Raw genomic sequence first — 16,714 nt, 5'->3', positions numbered from 1 at the left:
GATACACAAGCATCTGACTCTACATCTCTCCGTCGCCCTTCTAAGCGGCTGCTAGCAATGCCGCTACACGTGCCGACGGCGGTGGGCCTCAGACCGCTTCAACCATACCTGCCGCTCACAACCAGCAGCCCGAGACTCATAGCCACACGCGCCACGCGACGGTTACAGACCCGGATGTGCATGTACAACTCGCATACGTCAACGAGGGTGATCCGTACCTCGCCACTCTTATTATTCGACCGCTATGGGTATGAGATGGACGGTGTGTATATGACGCAGCGATACACCACCATAAGGGTGAGCATAGAGACCAAGAGGCTCTTGGAGAGGCTCTTGGCGGAAATGGAGGCTAGGCTAGGCAGGCGCCTAGACTACGATGAGCTTCTGCGGATGCTCGCGTACGAGAGGCTGAGGGAGAGGAGACCCTGGCTCCTGGAGGAGCTGTTCCGGAGACCCGTCGAGGAGCACGATACGCTCTTGGCTGCTAGGCTTCTCCGCGAGGAGAGGCTAAAGGATGAAAGGCTCTAGGCGTGTGGCGCTCGATGCTAGCGTGATCATAGAGCTTATGGCAGGCTCTAGGATTGTGAAGCGCCTGGCAGAGGAGCTTGTAAAAGGCGCCGTGGATGCCTATGCGGCGAGGCTCTCGCTGACCGAGGCGTTCTACGTTGCCTGTAGACTCTGGGGGAGGGAGACCGCCGAGGAGAGGATACTGCTACTCCTCGACTCGGGGCTCGTCGAGATAGTGGAGGATGAGCATCTCTGGGTGTACGCGGCGGACTGTAAGTGTAGGATACCCGTGGCACTCGGGGACTGCTTCACCCTTGCAACCGCCAAGCTATATGCAGCTACGCCCCTTTTCCTCCGCCCCGAGAGGGAGATTACCAGGAACCTGGAGAGGATAGGTGAGTGGCTCGGGCGCAAACCGGAGTTCATCCTTGCTCCTGGTAGTGTGGAGAGATACTAACGCCCGTCCATCTACACCAGACGGGAGCCTCGCACCGGTTCACGATGGTAGCGCGAGTATCATCCCTGCCTCGTTTCCCTCCAGGCACTTGAAGAAGGTACTTTCTCCGCCCTCGAGCATCGTGCGTATCCCGGGTTCGCTGCTCGTGAGACCTCCTTCAGCGAGATTATGCAGTTCAAGTATAGCTCGGTGCCGCTTAGGAAGCCGCACCACCGATATTGTAGCATTTACAGCCGTCCATGTAGTAGTCCGGTTTCGCCGTAGGGATACGGCGGCATAGATCTGGCCAAGCGTCCTGCCAGGTTGTAGTACGAAATCGACAACACAACGGACCCAGCGGTGATGATCATGAGCGTTACGCCGCCATGCATGAGAGGCGTCGTGTATGTTATTGACTTTCAATTCATTCTTGGTTGTTTCGCATGCAGGAGCCCTGGCTCTTCCTCGGGGACATCGTCCACAGGGGCATACTTTCAATTCATTCTTGGTTGTTTCGTAAACAGCGTTAGAGAGCGCGTCGCTGAGGGTCTCGCTTTCAATTCATTCTTGGTTGTTTCAACGGGACGGTGACGATACGCATGTACTACGGCGGCGAGAACCTTTCAATTCATTCTTGGTTGTTTCACATCGTCTATGTCCGGCATTCCACCACCGTCTGCATGGATGGCTTTCAATTCATTCTTGGTTGTTTCGGGTAACACCGGTGCGGATCTATGCGGATCGTCACGTTCAAGGCGCTTTCAATTCATTCTTGGTTGTTTCATTGACATTCCGGGCGAAGAGCCACTAATCCTGGCACTTGATGCCCTTTCAATTCATTCTTGGTTGTTTCCTAGCAACGAGGAGCGTTGTATGACAAGCAATAGTGCGTGTTACCGATGGGTGGTCACTTTCAATTCATTCTTGGTTGTTTCTAGCGCCCCCGAGGGCCTCTAACCCGATACGTATACACCCCCCTTTCAATTCATTCTTGGTTGTTTCTTGTTGCGGAGGTGACGGAGTATCACGGCCACCTCAACATCCGACTTTCAATTCATTCTTGGTTGTTTCATGCGCGGCGCAGGCTACCAGGTGTATGAGCTGCTGCCACCACTTTCAATTCATTCTTGGTTGTTTCTACGGAAGGATGCTCGTAGAGCACGCCCTCAGGGATATCGACTTTCAATTCATTCTTGGTTGTTTCTTCGACACCATCGCGGCCCGTGTGCAGGCGGAGCTAGACGCGGCGCTTTCAATTCATTCTTGGTTGTTTCGCGAAATTCCTGACCCCAGATGACGTTGAGCGAGTTATTAGTGTCTTTCAATTCATTCTTGGTTGTTTCCGTGGGGGTCAACCACCGCGTCCTCTGGGCCCAGCTGAACTACTGCTTTCAATTCATTCTTGGTTGTTTCATTGTCTTCAAGCTGAAGCGACGCCTAGCGAAGCCAGAGGATGTCCTTTCAATTCATTCTTGGTTGTTTCATCGGGGGTCGGGTGGTATGCCTGGAGCAACCGAGCTAATCCAACCTTTCAATTCATTCTTGGTTGTTTCGCACGGGCAAGACAACGGTGGCCGTCAAGCTGATGTATAGCGCCTTTCAATTCATTCTTGGTTGTTTCAGAGCCGTTCTGGATCGTCGAGGAGTGGCCGCCGGCAAAGGTGCTTTCAATTCATTCTTGGTTGTTTCGTGGACGCTATAGAGACGCTCTTCGGGCTGACGGTGGTGGCCCTTTCAATTCATTCTTGGTTGTTTCGCTAGGCGGGCTCGTCAAGGCCGTGCACAAGCTAGTCATGAGGCTGCTTTCAATTCATTCTTGGTTGTTTCAAGCCGTCATCGTACATCAACGTGCACTTCATCCCGACGAAGTTCAACTTTCAATTCATTCTTGGTTGTTTCACGAAAGCATGGAGAGCGGGGTAAGCCAGCGTGGTGAGAAACTTTCAATTCATTCTTGGTTGTTTCGTGTCACTGGAAGCGTCGCGTATACGGCTGCACCAGACGTATCCAAGCCAGGCTTTCAATTCATTCTTGGTTGTTTCCAGAGAGCTAGACAAGTGCAGGTACGACCGCGTCTGCCGCCGGCTTTCAATTCATTCTTGGTTGTTTCGTACTGCTTCACCACGAACTTGACCTGACCGGTTGCTGTTACTTTCAATTCATTCTTGGTTGTTTCCCGTCAGCTCCTCTTCATCAATGTCAATACCGGCTATCTTGTGCTTTCAATTCATTCTTGGTTGTTTCTTGGTGGACTCTAGCGGGGTAAGGGTTTGCAGGAACATGTGCCTTTCAATTCATTCTTGGTTGTTTCCGGACCCGGCGGGGTGTGTGTGGGATGGCCGCCCAAACCCAGGTCCTTTCAATTCATTCTTGGTTGTTTCAGTATTCAAGCTCAGGAAGCGGCTCCAGAAGCCCGAGGACGTGCTTTCAATTCATTCTTGGTTGTTTCCGATGGCCCGTGGTGGCTTGTGAGTAGCCGTGTTAGGTTCTTTCAATTCATTCTTGGTTGTTTCATCAGAGGGGCACGTCTGTGGGTGGGAACCTAGATACGTCAATGCTTTCAATTCATTCTTGGTTGTTTCCTCCTGGCGGCTAGGTACCTCTACTCGCTCGCCCATGGCAAGAACTTTCAATTCATTCTTGGTTGTTTCACCAAGATACACGAGGCAGAAAGGGCGATGGGCATAAGCCTAGCACTTTCAATTCATTCTTGGTTGTTTCGGCGAGTCCACCACTATGACCCTAGCGTCGCCCCAGTCAACGTCGTTCTTTCAATTCATTCTTGGTTGTTTCGTGGATTCCCTTCACCTTCAGCTTGATCAGCAGTTCTGGCGTGCTTTCAATTCATTCTTGGTTGTTTCTGCACGCTTGTCGTGTGGTTATAGGCTCTTCCCCGTATTTATCTCTGCCTGTCTTGCCTTTGTTGGCGTGGCTGGGGAGGTGTAATGGGCTTCAACGGTGCCCTTGCAGGACAGTCCGCGGGTACTACCAGGCTTATAAGCAGAGAAAAGCTTAAGTATGAGTTTACAACGGTCTTGCGCTACTCTCAACCAGTCATAGTCCCATAGGCAACGGTCCGCCGGTAGTACCGGGGGTTAAAAACGTCACTATAGTCTGTTTAAAAGCTTTATGTGTGTCGGGTTTTTGCCTCTGTCGCGTGTCTTGCGGTGTTCGAGGCTGTTAGGAGGTTGTTCCGTGAGGAGAGATGCCAGGTGTTACACTTGATGGGTAGTGTTGCTCGTCTTTGTCCTCTCTTCTTTTGTGTGGTTGGCTGCGGGTGTGTTGTTCTCTCACCTGTGCTTGTCCCTGTACTCCTGTCGTCTTGGTGTTTTGATGACTACTCGTGTGATTGTATCTTGGCTGTTGGTCCGCTCGTAGTAGTACCGGTATGGGGTTCGACCGTGGCTGGCGTGTCTGTGGGCTGGGCGGGTGTCTAGGGTTGCTTGTCATCCTCGGTGTTCGTTGTGTGTGGTGTTGTGGTGTGTGGCGTTAGGGTTGTTGCCCGTGTTGTGTTGGTAGTGTGTTGGTGGTTTGTGTGTCTGTGGAGCTTGAGTCTGTTCTTGGTTTTGTGCTTGGTGAGGTTCTTGGGGGTGAGGTTGAGGTTGTTGACTACTCGTTTGATGTTGGTGAGGGTAGGTTGTGTGTTGAGGTTGTTGTGGAGGGGGTTGTGAAGCGTGGTTGTGTGATTGTCGAGGGGTGCCGGGGGAGGAGTGATTGGGAGGAGTGTGTGGCGCGAGTCTTGTCGTCGGATAGGGGTCTTGTTGAGAGGCTCGCGGGGAGCCTCGGGGAGGGGCTGGCGGCGGGGAGAGGTGCGTGATCTAGGCTTCACGGTGATTCACGATACGATGTGTGCCCTGTTTTACCGTGTATCTCATGGTGGTGTGACGCGAGGCGGTTTTCTTAGTGGCGCCGCTACCCTCTTCTTGCTAGGTCTCTCGTCTCTATCTTCTTGTGTGCGATGCAGGTGTTTGGGTCTGGGTCGAGGGTGTCTACTATCATCCCGTCGCGTATTATGAGGATCTTCTTGGCGCAGTTTGCTACCTCCGGGTCGTGCGTCACCATGACTATGGTCTGGCCTTGCTGGTTTAGGGTGAGGAATGTCCTCATTACCGTGGCGGCTGAGGCGCGGTCTAGGTTACCGGTTGGCTCGTCTGCGAGTATGACCCGGGGCTCTCCGACCAGCGCCCTTGCTATCGCTACTCTCTGCTGCTGGCCTCCGGATAGCTGGTTGGGCTTCTTTGGTAGCCAGGAGGGGTCTCCACCCGCGGCTATGAGTGCTCTCTTTGCCCTCTCGGCTCTCTCTCTGCGGGGGACTCCCCTCGCGACCAGCGGCAGCTCGATGTTCTCCTGGACGGTGAGCCTGGGTATGAGGTTGAAGTGTTGGAACACGAAGCCTATGAAGCGGTTTCTTAGCCTGGCTAGCTGCCTGCTGCCCAGCCTCGAGGCCTCCACGCCGCCTATGTAGACCTTGCCGCTTGTGGGCTTGTCGAGGAGCCCCATTATGTTGAGGAGTGTTGTTTTGCCGGAGCCGCTGGGCCCCATGACTGCTATGAAGTCGCCCTCGTGTATGGTGAGTGTGACGCCGCGTAGGCCTATGGTGCAGGTGGCGCCCGACCCGTAGATCTTCACGACGTTCTCTAGGCGTATGACTTCGCGCGGCATGGCTCGTCACTCGTAGCGTAGGGCTACCGCCGGTGGTATCCTGGCCGCGCGGTACGCCGGTATAACGCTCCCCGCGATGCCGACGAGGAGCGTCACTAGGAGTGTTTGTGCGACTAGCTCCGGGGTTATGGCGGGCTCGGCGCGGATAACCATGTGTAGCGTCTCCCCGTGTATCTCGAAGCCCCTCAAGGCTAGGAGGTAGGCTGCGCCTATACCCGCCGTCACCCCGGCTGCACCGGCAATCAGGCTTATGAGGAGGCCCTCGAGGAGTATCATCGTCACCACCTGGGCGTCGGTGAAGCCCAGCGCCTTCAGCACGCCTATCTCCCGGACCCTCTCGACAACCGAGGTTATCATTGTGGCCGAGACGCCCGCCACGGCGACCGCGAAGGCGGATAGGCTGGTGACGAACGCTATCGACTCCATCGCCCTGGTTATCGAGGATACCACCCTGGCGATACCCTGGAAGGAGACGACGCTCACGAGGTCCCCGTACATGTCTCGTATCTCCCTGGTGACGTTCGGGACCAGGTCCGCCCTCTCCACGAGTATGATGATGCCCGTCCACTCGTCGAGGTGTAGCACCCTCCTGCCCGCTGAGAGGGGCAGGAGTATGCTATAGTCGAAGTTGAGGATGGGCGAGCTGCCGAATCTACCCAGCACCCCATACACGATTAGCGTTGCGCGGCGCTCCCGGAGCCCGCCGTCGCCCGGGACTATCAGCCTCACGGGGATAGGGTCGCCGACGCGGTAGGCTACCTGCTCGTCCAGCGTCCGGGAGACGTAGTAGCCTACGAGCGCGTATATCGGCGCGTTCTCGGGGGGCACGCCGCCCTCCATCACCTCCAGGCCGCTCAGGGCGCGGAAGAGTATGTCAAGCCTAGTCGCGTACACCGTCACCTTTACCTCCCTCGTGCCCACCCTCACGAAGCCCTGCGTCGTGTAGAATGGGGTCGCTTCGAGGACGCCTGGTATCGCGCGCAGCCTCTCCAGGTCCCTCTCGGTCAACTGGTAGGACTGGGACGGCATTACCACCACGAGGTTCTGGCCGAGCGCCTCGAGCTGACCGAGGATGTAGTTCGAGTAGCCCTTAACCACGCTGACCATCGCTATGAGGGCAAGCGGCCCGATAGCAACGCCTATTATCGTGAGTATCGCTCTGGTCTTCCTCTCCGCGAGCGTCTTGTAAGCCAGCCTCAACGCATCCAGGAGGAACACCAGGGCGCTCATGGAGCCCTGCCCCTCCTCTTGTAGAGCGCGTATAGCACGAGGGAGGCTGTGAGGGCGGCCAGCGGGGCGATGACCGCTATGCTCTGCACCACCCTCTCCTCGAGGCTCGGCCTCGGCGTCGCCGTCCCGGTGGCCACGGGGTGGTGGTATACGCGTAGCTCGTAACTCTTCTCGTAGAGCCTCCCGTAGTCATCCCGGTATACCACTGTGAGCTTTGCACTCTCTGGGCGCCCCTCGACCACCAGGTCTATCCTGAAAGCCGCCTGGTCGCCCGGACTCATGTCGCCTATGAAGCTCGAGCTTCTCGCGCCGCCAGCCTCGACTATGACCTCCACGCTGCGCGCCGTGGCCGTACCCTGGTTGACTATAGTGCCGCCGACTGTTAGCGTGGAGCCCCTCTGCTCCGCCCTCGTGTCAGCCCCGAGGCGGATGTCGATGAAGGGTAGGAGCTGCACGGGCTTCGTGAGGTTGACCATGTGCAGGGTGCCTGTCACATCCCTGTATACCACCACGAAGGTGAAGGGGACTGAGGCGTACCTCTGGTCGCTCCCGGTCCAGTAGGTGAGGCCAGCCGGGTTGTAGTACATGCTCGTCTCGATGGCCACCGGCTGGTGTGGCTGGAGGGTTCCGAGGTAGTACACTGTGCGGTTTGGTAGTAGGAGGGGGACGCGCGGCACGATGTAGAGGTAGGCGTTGTAGACCGGCCCGCTGCCTATGTTCACTACGCGTAGCTCTACCCTAGCCCAGCCGCCGGTCACGTTGACGACCGGCGGCGTCTCGATATCCACTAGCCTGGCGGAGCCGTGCACCACTATCCGCGTGGGTACGCGATAGACATGCCTGGAGCCCCACGCGTCGATAAACTCGACCTCCACCGTCACCGGGTGCTCGCCCACGCGAGCCTCATAGAGGTTGAGCGCCACCCTCGCCGCTATGAAGGAGCCCCTCGGGTAGACGTTCGTCGCTACACCCCCGGTCTGGGCGGCGCGGAGCGCCTCGAGGAGCTTCGCTACCTGCTGCTGGTCTAGTTGCGTTGCTGCCTCGGGTGCCGCGGGGATGGAGGGTAGCGGCGTGCCTGCCGGAACGGCGGCGACGCTGGCGTTACCCACGGAGGCTCTTATGCCGGGTGGGAGGATTAGCCGGACGACTACACCGGTCATCTCGGGCACCTCGTTGTTACGCAGGATTAGGTTGAGCGTGGCGCCTATCGTGCCGGGCTCGGGGGAGCCACCCTCCCAGTAGAGCGTCACGAGGGTCAACGCCTCCTCTACGCTATGGACCTCTAGCTTGACTGGTACGCGCTTCACGTGCCGCCACTCTACGCCCTCCACGGCCAGCATGTACTCTATGACCAGCGTCGCGTTGTACACGCCGGGCTTGACGCTACCCACGTCCACGGGTATGTCGAGAACGGCCACGGAATATGGCTGTATGGGGCCGGGGGCGTAGGCAACGCCAGCCCTCATGCCGTGTGGCGCCTCGAGGGTGGCGAGCACGCCGGCTAGCGGGTAGGGGTTGAGGTTGGCTATCGTTACGCGGTACTCTGCGCGGCTCGTGTTCGGGTAGACTGGCCAGTCGTTCAGCCACCCGGCGTCAACGACGACCACGCCGCTCCACGGGGGCTCGCCTAGCCAGACGCGAGTCTCCACACTCTCCTTGAGCACCGCGTTCACGCCGTACGTGCGCACCAGCTGGGCTATGGTGAGCCTCAGTGGCACCCAGCCTGGCTTAGCCTCCCCCACCCTCACCCGGAAGACCGCCGTGCAGCTAGACCCGGGTGGGAGCGTCGCGGCGCACACCACACTCGGGTTTAGCACCGTTATGTTCGCGGCGCTCGTGGATACCGTTACTGTGACGCCGCTCGCCTCCCACCTGCCGAGGTTGACTATCGTGACAGCTAGCTGGGTTACGCCAGCCTCCGGGTAGACTATGGTCGGGCTCGTGCCCCAATGGACGCTTAGCACGCGCAGCCTCGGCGCTACCTCCTCGAGAGGCACAACGGGGAGCACGAGCCTAACCAGCCGCTCGTGGATAGCCAGAGCGCCGCCCTCGACCACGGTGTATACGAGGCGTATGCTCGCGTTGTAGGAGCCCGGCTCCACAAGAGGCGATACGCGAAGCACAAACTCGAGCGTGCACTGCGAGCCCGGGCCCACGCCGCCTAGGCACGTGCCGCCACTCCCCTCGACCGTGAACCCCTCAGGAGCCTCAAGAGTGGCAGCGACGCTTGCTATCGCGTCTGGCCGCGTGTTGAGGAGGCGCACGCGTAGCACTATGCCCTCGGCTCCCGGCGCTATCCTAGCAGGAGCACCACCATAGAGTATCTCGATGCTTGTGGGCTGGAGGTCTCCCGGAGGGGGCGGAGCCTCCACGCGGATCGATTGGCGCGCCCTAGCCGTGTATACCATGCCGTCTAGCTCGAGCCGAGCCTCAAGCGTCAAGAGCAGCTCCAGGCTACCGCTCTTCAAGACCAGCGGGGGCGTCTCGATGCTAGCCGCCTGCCCATACTCTAGGCTCAGGGTCACGGTCTGTGTGACCTCGCGCCCCGAGCCTATGAAGAAACCGCCTGTCAAAACCCGGTAGTGTATCACTAGTTGCGTCACCCTGGCCTCGCTCAGCGACTGTAGGAGTATGCGCAGCCTGGCGCCGCTGGCGTTACCCGAGGCTATTGTCGCCCACGAGTAGTCTAGGATCCTCACCTCCAGCCTCGGGGCCGACACCGGCAGGAGTATGACGTGGGTCTCCTCATGCCAGGTCTCAGCTTCTCCGAGGGATACGAGCGCCTTCAAAACCAGCGCTACCGGCACGCTGCCAGAGACGCTGCCCTCGATGCTCAGGCGGTCGAGTCTAATTGAGATGGGCTCGCCGTAGCTGTAGGGCCCTCCGAGCGTCACGTTAACGCTGGTGAGGTTGTTGCGGTGGATGCCAGGCGGGAGGACTATCGTCGCGTAGAGCGCCTCTATACGCGCGCCTGGGTGCATGGGGGTTAGCGTCGCGGTTAAGGTTACCCCTCTCGACCCGTTGTAGGCTATGCCGGTCTCCCACCCGGCGCTCTCAACGCGGAAGAGGTTGGCGTTGAAACCGTCGAGGCGCACGAGTATGGCTAGGCTCGTGTTGAACGTCGTGTAGGAGCCGCTGGTGGAGACCAAGCCCCTCAACGATAGGCGCGCAGCGTATAGCCCCGGCTGTAGGTTCGGCTCGATGCTCACGCCGCGGAACTCTAGTGTTGTGGTCGACCCCGGCTGGAGCGCTGGGATGGTGACGGTTAGCCTCTCGGGGTGGAAGCCTAGGGGCAGCACGAGCGTCGCGGTGATACCCTCGAGGCTCCTATAGTCCATGTTGGCTAGTGTCACGCGTAGCGTTAGCCCCTGCGACCCCGGGTAAGCGCGGCCACCAACCCACGTGACGTTGAGCACGCGTATGTCGAGGGGCGGGGGGCGCAGCTCTATGGTGAGGTTGTAGCCTAGTCTCGCCCAGTACTCGCTGCCCCCCTCCGAGACCAGAGCGTCCACGACGAGGCGGACCCTCACAACGCTATCGTTGATGGTGAGGGGCTCGAGGAGTATGGTTGTCGTGGCGCCGTAGGGTAGGTGGAGGGTCTCGGCGAGCACCGCCGTAGTGCTGCCGTTGGCGAGGGTCGCGCCTTCGAGCTGGAGGCGCGCCACTATAGCCTGTACCGTGACGCCCGGCTGGTTTTGGAGTAGCGTCGCGTACAGCCTGGCTCCACGCGAGCCCGGCGCGACGAGCCCCTCGAAGCCATAGTCGAGCATGGTTAGGTTGATGGGCGGTGGCTCCGCGACCGGGATGGATAGCTCTAGCTCTATCCTAGCCTGGTACTCGACACCGTCCTCGGTAGCCGCTGTCACGTTAGCCTCTAGCCTCGCCTTGTAGAGTCCGGGGTCTGCGCCCGGGCTTATCGAGATGCTCGTGACGCGTAGGTGTATGCGCCCGCCGCTAGCCACGGCGGGGAGTGTGACGCGGTGAACGGCTGGGCGGAAGGCGTTGGGATCCAGCTCGAGTATCGCCGTGCCGCTCTCTATGCTAGACTCGCCGGTGTTGAGGAGCACCAGGTTCAGTGTGGCGCCTTGCGTACCGGGATAGCCCACCGGCTCCCAGTATACGTCCTCCACGCGTAGAGACGGGGTCGGGTATGGAGAGACGTAGATGCTAATGCCGAACAAGTTGCTCGTGCCGGGCTCGCCCGTGTCGAGGCTATAGTAGCGTATGTAGAGGGGTGTACCCACCCACCCCGGCTCGACGCTCTTGGATATGTCGAGCCTGAAGACGAAGACTATCACGTCGCCGGGCTGGACTTGGAGGTAGGGTGTCCCGTCTGGTCGGAGTGCGGGTGCGCAGCTGGAGGACCCCGTGGATGGTGTTACGCCTGGGGGTAGGAGGAGGCACCCGGTTACATCCTCGAGTGTCTCGTTGCCCATGTAGTAGACTGTGACTGTGAGGGTTACGCCGCGGCTCCCCGGGTAGACCTTGTCGCCGCCGACTCGCGACTTCCAAGTGTAGCTGTCGACGTTGAACTCTACCTTCGCCTCGGCTGTGAAGGAGATCATCACGAGTAGAACTAGCAGGAGTGGCGGGAGGAACGTCGCCGAGAGGCGGGTGGCGTGGTGCAAACCAGCCCCTATCGGTTGCCGAAACAACCCTACTCCTAACTACCTAGCGGCTCGCTCAGCTGTAAGGCTGTGGGGAGGGGCGTGTGGCTAGATGCGTCTTTCGCGAGACGCCTCCGCCGCTCATACCGGCTAGGCTCGTGGAGCCCTCGGCACTAGCGAATGCTATCCGTGAGAGCTTCTACGGGGGTGATGATGTCGAGCTTGCCCTCTACCCTAGCCTCGAGGACGTGTTCGCCGTCCTATCCGAGAGGCTTGGCGGCTTGAGGCCCGCTACGCCGCTCCCGGTTAGGGTTGCGAGGCTGGTCGGGGAGGGGAGGGTGCTAGTCTATGCGAACCCTACGCCTCTCGGCGAGACACTCACATGCGACGATGTTTGTGGCGACGAGCCGGTTGTGGTCTACGAGGGTGGGAGGGTTGCCATGCCCGCTGGTAGCCTAGCCTCCTGCCCCTGCCTCGTCTATACCGTCGCGAGCCTGGAGGATTATGGCGTCGAGTCTAGTGTCGCGTGGGTCACGGGGCTCGAGGGTGGAGTTAGGAGCGGGAGGCTGCCCGGCCTCGACGACCTCTCTGGTATAGCTGGGCTTGTGAGGCGGTTGCGCGCGAGGAGCCTAGCAGCGCTGATGAGAGTAGCTCGGGTGGAGAGGGCTGGGCCCTTCGCGGCGTTCACCGCCGAGCCCCCGGCGATACCGGGGGAGGTGGTGGGAGGGGAGCGTTACGGGGCGCGTGGGTTGCTAGCGGTAAGCCTATTCATGGAGAGGGGGTGCTACACGCCACTATAGGGGTAGCTTGGCGGTAACGGGGCTTAGCGAGGAGGAGAGGAAGGCTCTAAGGAAGCTCCGCGAGATGGTTGAGAAGCTCACGAAGGAGGAGTATATCACGTTTCGCTACCTCTGGGAGCACATATCGGTCGGCGAGATTATCGCGGAGCAGGAGCTTAGGATACAACATGGCATCATGAAACCCGATTTGATGTTCAAGCGCATCAGGGAGAAGGGGTTGATGGAGAAGGGCGAGGGGTGCTACAACCTAGCCTCGTGGCTTAGACCCTTGCGTAAAAAGCTGGGGTCTAGCCTCGAGCGCGTCCTCTCGCTAGCCGCCTAGCGTCTACCGCGAGCAATCGACACTATGATGCCCGCGGCTACCCCGAGTATGAGGCCCGCCGTCAACGCCTCTATCATGGCCCTGGTCTCTGGGTTCTCGAGCCTAGCGATGGTATACACCGTCTTCGTCTCGGTTACGGTCTTCGTGACCGTGAAGATCTTTGATATTGTCACCGTCCCGCCCTGCACGCTCGTGACCACCGTAGAGGTGCTAGGCGTGCCTGTACAAGCGCATGGCGTCTCTGGCGCCTCGCCCGACTCTATGGCTGGGGGCGCCCGGCCCGTGGCTAGGAGCGTGTAGAGCACGAGTAGTATAGTGGAGGCTCTAGTGTAGTAGCTCAGCTTTGCGAGAGGCTCGTGCGTCTCGTCACCAGCCTCGACGTAGCTCGCCGCTAGTATCGGCTTGACGCCCCTGGAGGCTATCACGGCGTACGCGTACAGGGCTGTCTCGCGCGACGCGTTGTATAGCCTCGCGGCTGTGTTGTACTCTGCGTGTACTGCTAGCGTTGCGTAGGTGATAGCGTCTATGGCTATCGGGAGCCTAAGCTCGTAGGGTAGCCCCTTCTCGGCGGCCGCATAGAGCTCGTTCAACGCGCCCTGGGCCGCCGCCAGGTACTCGTTGCTAACTCCGAGTTTCTCGAGGTACGTGACTAGCATCTCAGCGAACCCGGTGAACGTCGAGAGCGTCTCGCGGAGCCTCTCTGTGTCGTAGGCCGGGCCGCGGCCTAGGAGGTTGTACGTCTGTGCCCAGTCCTCCGCACTCCTCGCACGGTAGTACGCGTAGACCGCCTCGCTCAAAGCCCCTATGACGTCACGGTTCTTGTAGAGAACCCTGCTCCTCTCGACCGCGTCAGCCGCTAACCTAACCCTCTCGAAGACACCAACAGCCACCTGCAACGCGTTAACATCACGGCTTTCGGTTAGCGCGGTTAGCGTCCTGTTGACCGACTCTAGTATGGACTCCGTGTCGTTTAGCAGCTCGTCGAGTATCTGCCTAGCCGCCGGGAGTACACCCACACCCTCCTCCACGTGGAGCTGCACAAGCTTCAACACTTCTAGCGCCTGCCTAGCCTGTATAGCCGCCGCGAACGCCCTGCTAGCCGCCACGTAGTAGGCGTGCTGTTGTAGAGCGCGCCTAGCCTCGTCTAGCAGCTCGCGGCTCTGGTTGAGCCTAGACTCGACCCACTGGTCGAGACCGCCGCCGAGAGACTTCTGGAGCTGCTGGTAGAGGCTCTCTGCTTTAGACGCGTTACCCTCAGCCTCACTCATATAGCGCAGAGCAACCCTCATGAGGTAGTCTCTCAGCTCGCTTGGGAGCGTGAGCTTAACCCTCGGGGGTTTAACCCCGAACACCTCCTCTATCAGCTGGGCGAAGCTCGCAACAGGGACGACCCTAACTCCTAGCTCCTCTCCAAGGGCAGTGACGTTAACCGGGACCTTCTCAACACGCTCGATGACCATGCCTCCGTGCTTCTCCACAACACGCCTAATCTCATAGCTGATCTCCTCACCACTCGGTATGAAGAACGTCTTGACACCAACCCTGGCCATGGCCCGCAGCTTCTCCGGTATACCACCCACCGGGCCGATCGAGCCATCAACGCCTATCATGCCGGTTAGCGAGACGTTCTCCGGTATCCTCCTCCCGGTCAGAACCGCGTACATCGCTAGGGCTGTAGCTGCGCTAGCACTCGGGCCACCAACAACCGGCGACTCCGATGTTAACGAGACAAGCCAGTCGACGCTAAGCGGGTCAGCACCCGCATAGATAGACGCGATGAGCGCCGCTATGCGCGCAGCCGCCTGCGTATCGACCTCCGTCAACGGCTGCGTCGAGAAGTATACCCGGCCAGAGCCGGGGTATAGGCCCTCAACCCTCAACACCGACGGCAGCCCGATCATCGTGCCATTCGGCGCGAAGTAGACGCCAGGCACGTAGAGCGTCTGGACGCCTATCACCCTAACAGTCTCGGCGGCTACAAGTGGCTGAGCGATAATGAGGAACACTAGCAAGAGCGGTGCTAGTCTCCTCACACCCAAAGCCCAGCACCATCAAACCAACCGAGCAGAGGAAACTGGGTGATAACACTACCTCAAGACTTGATGAACATACATACACATACTGGTACGTATTTCAGCATAACTATCTAAATGCGGTATCATCTCTACTCACTATACCACTGAGCGATAAAATACGTTCAAACTTGTTGTAGCCCAGTTACCATATATTTAGTTTAAAAAATTTGGCGTATTTTCTCGAGTATATCAGATAGGGGAAAACCTTATCTTAGTGTCAAGAGCTCCTCTATATGGTACATTGGCGATGAGACCCCAGTATACAGTCGCCATAGTGGCTGTTGCACTGGTAGTCTCGTTCTCACTGCTCTTAGCGTTACCTCTAGACCTGTCGTGGCTCGTTGGCGGCAAGCACCAGATGAGCAGCAAGCTTCCGTTCACTCCCCCAGCACCGATAGACGAGCATGCGACTAACGTCGCTGTCAAGGAGAGCGGGTCTGATAGGTCGGCGTACGGGTTCGGTGATATCAAACAAATGGGTGTTGCTAACAACTCGCATATAGATGTCGGCCCGGTGCTCACCCCGAGTATCGGCGGCGACGGGTACACAATACAGACTCAGGGAGAGTATCTCGTAGTGGGCGTTAGGGGCGTCGTCGATTCTATCGCTGTTTATGAGCCTACGGGTGGCGAGCCTATCCTAACGATATACCCGAGTGTCGTAGTGTATGAGGGTAGAGGGTGGCTCGGCGCCGATGTCGTCACAGTGAACAATGGTGTCACAGCCGTAGCCGTCAAGACCGGTAGGATAATGCGTGCGCTCCAACCAGGGTCTTACAAGCTCGTCGTGTGGAGCGGCCACCGGATTGTAACAGAGTGTAACCTTGAAGTCGGCAAAGACAATGGCAATAGGGTTGTAGTTGGTGATTGCCGCCCCTTAAACAAGCCGACACCTATAAGCTGCTCCGAGCGCATGTTCCTAGCCTATTCGCTGTACTGCGCTACTCGCGAGAGCGAGATAAGCGTAGCATATAGCACTATCCACAATGCCAGGAGCGGCGATGCTCTCTGGTCTATCCTCGCATGGCTCGAGAAGAATAGGGAGATAGAGCATTCGGAGAATGCAGTTAGCCGTTTGAACGCTGCTCTTCCCTCAGAGCTTCTGTCCAAACATAGGGGCGCGCGCATAGACTATGCGGTGTTGACTGCTGTCGCGCTGCTAGGAGCGGGTTTCGACCGGACTTATCTCCTGGTGTTCCCCTACATAGGCCGCGCCGCTGCCGCCGTCGAGCTGAACAACACCGTGTTCGTCCTTGACAAGCGCCGCCCACCAATCGAACTCCAAGACTATATCGAGTATCTGGCTGACGACTTGAAGCTGGCCGCGTGTATGCTGAGCCCGCGTCTAGTGGTGTGCGCTAGGAGCCCAGTGATGACCCTTGGTGACACGTGGCCTGGTGACACGATACCCGCCGAGACGATAGAGCGAGAGGTGAATAGGGTCGTTGAGCGCGATATTGGTGGCACTGCTGTCGAGCAGTTGAGCACCGTTACAAGGTATCTGGGTACGAGAATCGAGATACCGCCGGCGACGATGCACGGCGCCAAAGTACCTGTCTACAGGTTGTACACGCCAGCATTCCACCACAAGTGGGTGGAGTACATAGCGGAGTACGGCGAGCGCCTGATCCGAGAGTATGGCGCGATCTGGAGTTACTTCTGGATTGACGTGACTGTGGAAAACTCCACGCTCATAATATCCGCTTATGGCGTGCCCTTTAGGCCGCCGCACGTGGATGTCACGCTAGCTGGGGACACGCTGGTTATTGATGTTGAGGGTGTTCGCAACCCGCAGCTTCTGAACATACTCGTGTATAACGCTACTAGCCGCCAGTTCGTAGCGACGATACTGCCGCCCTCGTCGAACATACAGTACGAGAATATCGCCAATATCTCGGCTGGCGAGTGGCGGACCACACCCAATGGCGCCCGCATACTCGTACCGCTCAGTAGCATATCCGAGGCTCTAGGCTCCACAGGTAACCTCGTACTCATGGTTGTGTACCAGGGCGACCCGGTGTACGCATTCCCCCTCGGCTAGTTTACCCGACCCATCTGCCGCATTTTGCGCTTCT

10 protein-coding genes and 1 CRISPR repeat array are annotated in these 16,714 nt (G+C 58.7%); of the genes, 6 read left to right on the top strand and 4 right to left on the bottom strand.

Annotated features, from left to right (window positions below):
* Window positions 1-255 precede the first annotated feature (255 nt).
* From PYRFU_RS02150 to PYRFU_RS02135, 3 genes are all read left to right on the top strand, one after another.
* Window positions 256-528, top strand: coding sequence for a hypothetical protein (locus tag PYRFU_RS02150; protein ID WP_048191377.1), 273 nt, complete (start codon window positions 256-258; stop codon window positions 526-528).
* Window positions 515-964, top strand: a complete 450-nt coding sequence (locus PYRFU_RS02145; protein ID WP_014025966.1) for a PIN domain-containing protein — start codon at window positions 515-517, stop codon at window positions 962-964. Before PYRFU_RS02150 ends, PYRFU_RS02145 begins: the two co-directional genes overlap by 14 nt.
* Window positions 965-1,359: 395 nt before the next feature.
* A CRISPR array of direct repeats spans window positions 1,360-3,804; the repeat unit is 25 nt; unit sequence CTTTCAATTCATTCTTGGTTGTTTC.
* Window positions 3,805-4,478: 674 nt separating this feature from the next.
* On the top strand, window positions 4,479-4,760 hold the full coding sequence (locus PYRFU_RS02135; protein WP_014025963.1) for a hypothetical protein: 282 nt from the start codon (window positions 4,479-4,481) through the stop codon (window positions 4,758-4,760).
* Between the two features lie 95 nt (window positions 4,761-4,855).
* Here the strand turns inward: PYRFU_RS02135 and PYRFU_RS02130 are convergent, their stop codons facing one another.
* The 3 genes from PYRFU_RS02130 to PYRFU_RS02120 are packed head-to-tail and all read right to left on the bottom strand — an operon-like array spanning window position 4,856 to window position 11,463.
* Window positions 4,856-5,605, bottom strand: coding sequence for an ABC transporter ATP-binding protein (locus PYRFU_RS02130; RefSeq protein WP_014025962.1), 750 nt, complete (start codon window positions 5,603-5,605; stop codon window positions 4,856-4,858).
* A gap of 6 nt (window positions 5,606-5,611) precedes the next feature.
* Window positions 5,612-6,835, bottom strand: a complete 1,224-nt coding sequence (locus PYRFU_RS02125) for an ABC transporter permease (RefSeq protein ID WP_014025961.1) — start codon at window positions 6,833-6,835, stop codon at window positions 5,612-5,614.
* Window positions 6,832-11,463, bottom strand: a complete 4,632-nt coding sequence (locus PYRFU_RS02120; RefSeq protein ID WP_048191375.1) for a hypothetical protein — start codon at window positions 11,461-11,463, stop codon at window positions 6,832-6,834. The genes PYRFU_RS02125 and PYRFU_RS02120 overlap by 4 nt, the downstream gene beginning before the upstream one ends.
* Window positions 11,464-11,546: 83 nt before the next feature.
* On the opposite strand from PYRFU_RS02120, the gene PYRFU_RS02115 reads away from it, so the two are divergent.
* Both PYRFU_RS02115 and PYRFU_RS02110 read left to right on the top strand, forming a co-directional pair.
* Window positions 11,547-12,242 carry a hypothetical protein gene (locus PYRFU_RS02115; protein WP_014025959.1) on the top strand — a complete coding sequence of 232 codons (696 nt, stop codon included), beginning with the start codon at window positions 11,547-11,549 and terminating at the stop codon, window positions 12,240-12,242.
* 7 nt (window positions 12,243-12,249) lie between these two features.
* Window positions 12,250-12,564: a PolB1-binding protein PBP2 family protein gene (locus PYRFU_RS02110; protein WP_014025958.1), complete on the top strand. Its 315-nt coding sequence runs from the start codon at window positions 12,250-12,252 to the stop codon at window positions 12,562-12,564.
* Here the strand turns inward: PYRFU_RS02110 and PYRFU_RS02105 are convergent.
* Entirely contained in the window at window positions 12,561-14,597 is a 2,037-nt protein-coding gene (locus PYRFU_RS02105; protein WP_244403885.1) for a S16 family serine protease, read from the bottom strand. The two genes, PYRFU_RS02110 and PYRFU_RS02105, sit on opposite strands and share 4 nt — an antisense overlap.
* A gap of 289 nt (window positions 14,598-14,886) precedes the next feature.
* Between PYRFU_RS02105 and PYRFU_RS02100 the strand changes: the two genes are divergently transcribed.
* The gene (locus PYRFU_RS02100; protein WP_048191371.1) at window positions 14,887-16,680 is read left to right on the top strand and encodes a transglutaminase-like domain-containing protein; all 1,794 of its coding nucleotides are present in this window, start codon (window positions 14,887-14,889) and stop codon (window positions 16,678-16,680) included.
* Window positions 16,681-16,714 lie beyond the last annotated feature (34 nt).

The organism is Pyrolobus fumarii 1A, assembly GCF_000223395.1.
GTDB lineage: Archaea > Thermoproteota > Thermoprotei_A > Sulfolobales > Pyrodictiaceae > Pyrolobus > Pyrolobus fumarii.
The sequence above is the reverse complement of the archived record's forward strand: the minus strand, read 5'-3'. Positions and strand labels throughout refer to the sequence as shown.

Bases quoted from the DNA above. Each gene is read 5' to 3' on its own strand.
- PYRFU_RS02150 (WP_048191377.1), top strand. From the start codon at position 256: ATGGACGGTGTGTATATGACGCAGCGATACACCACCATAAGGGTGAGC.
- PYRFU_RS02125 (WP_014025961.1), bottom strand. From the start codon at position 6,835: ATGAGCGCCCTGGTGTTCCTCCTGGATGCGTTGAGGCTGGCTTACAAG.
- PYRFU_RS02100 (WP_048191371.1), top strand. From the start codon at position 14,887: ATGAGACCCCAGTATACAGTCGCCATAGTGGCTGTTGCACTGGTAGTC.
- PYRFU_RS02145 (WP_014025966.1), top strand. From the start codon at position 515: ATGAAAGGCTCTAGGCGTGTGGCGCTCGATGCTAGCGTGATCATAGAG.
- PYRFU_RS02130 (WP_014025962.1), bottom strand. From the start codon at position 5,605: ATGCCGCGCGAAGTCATACGCCTAGAGAACGTCGTGAAGATCTACGGG.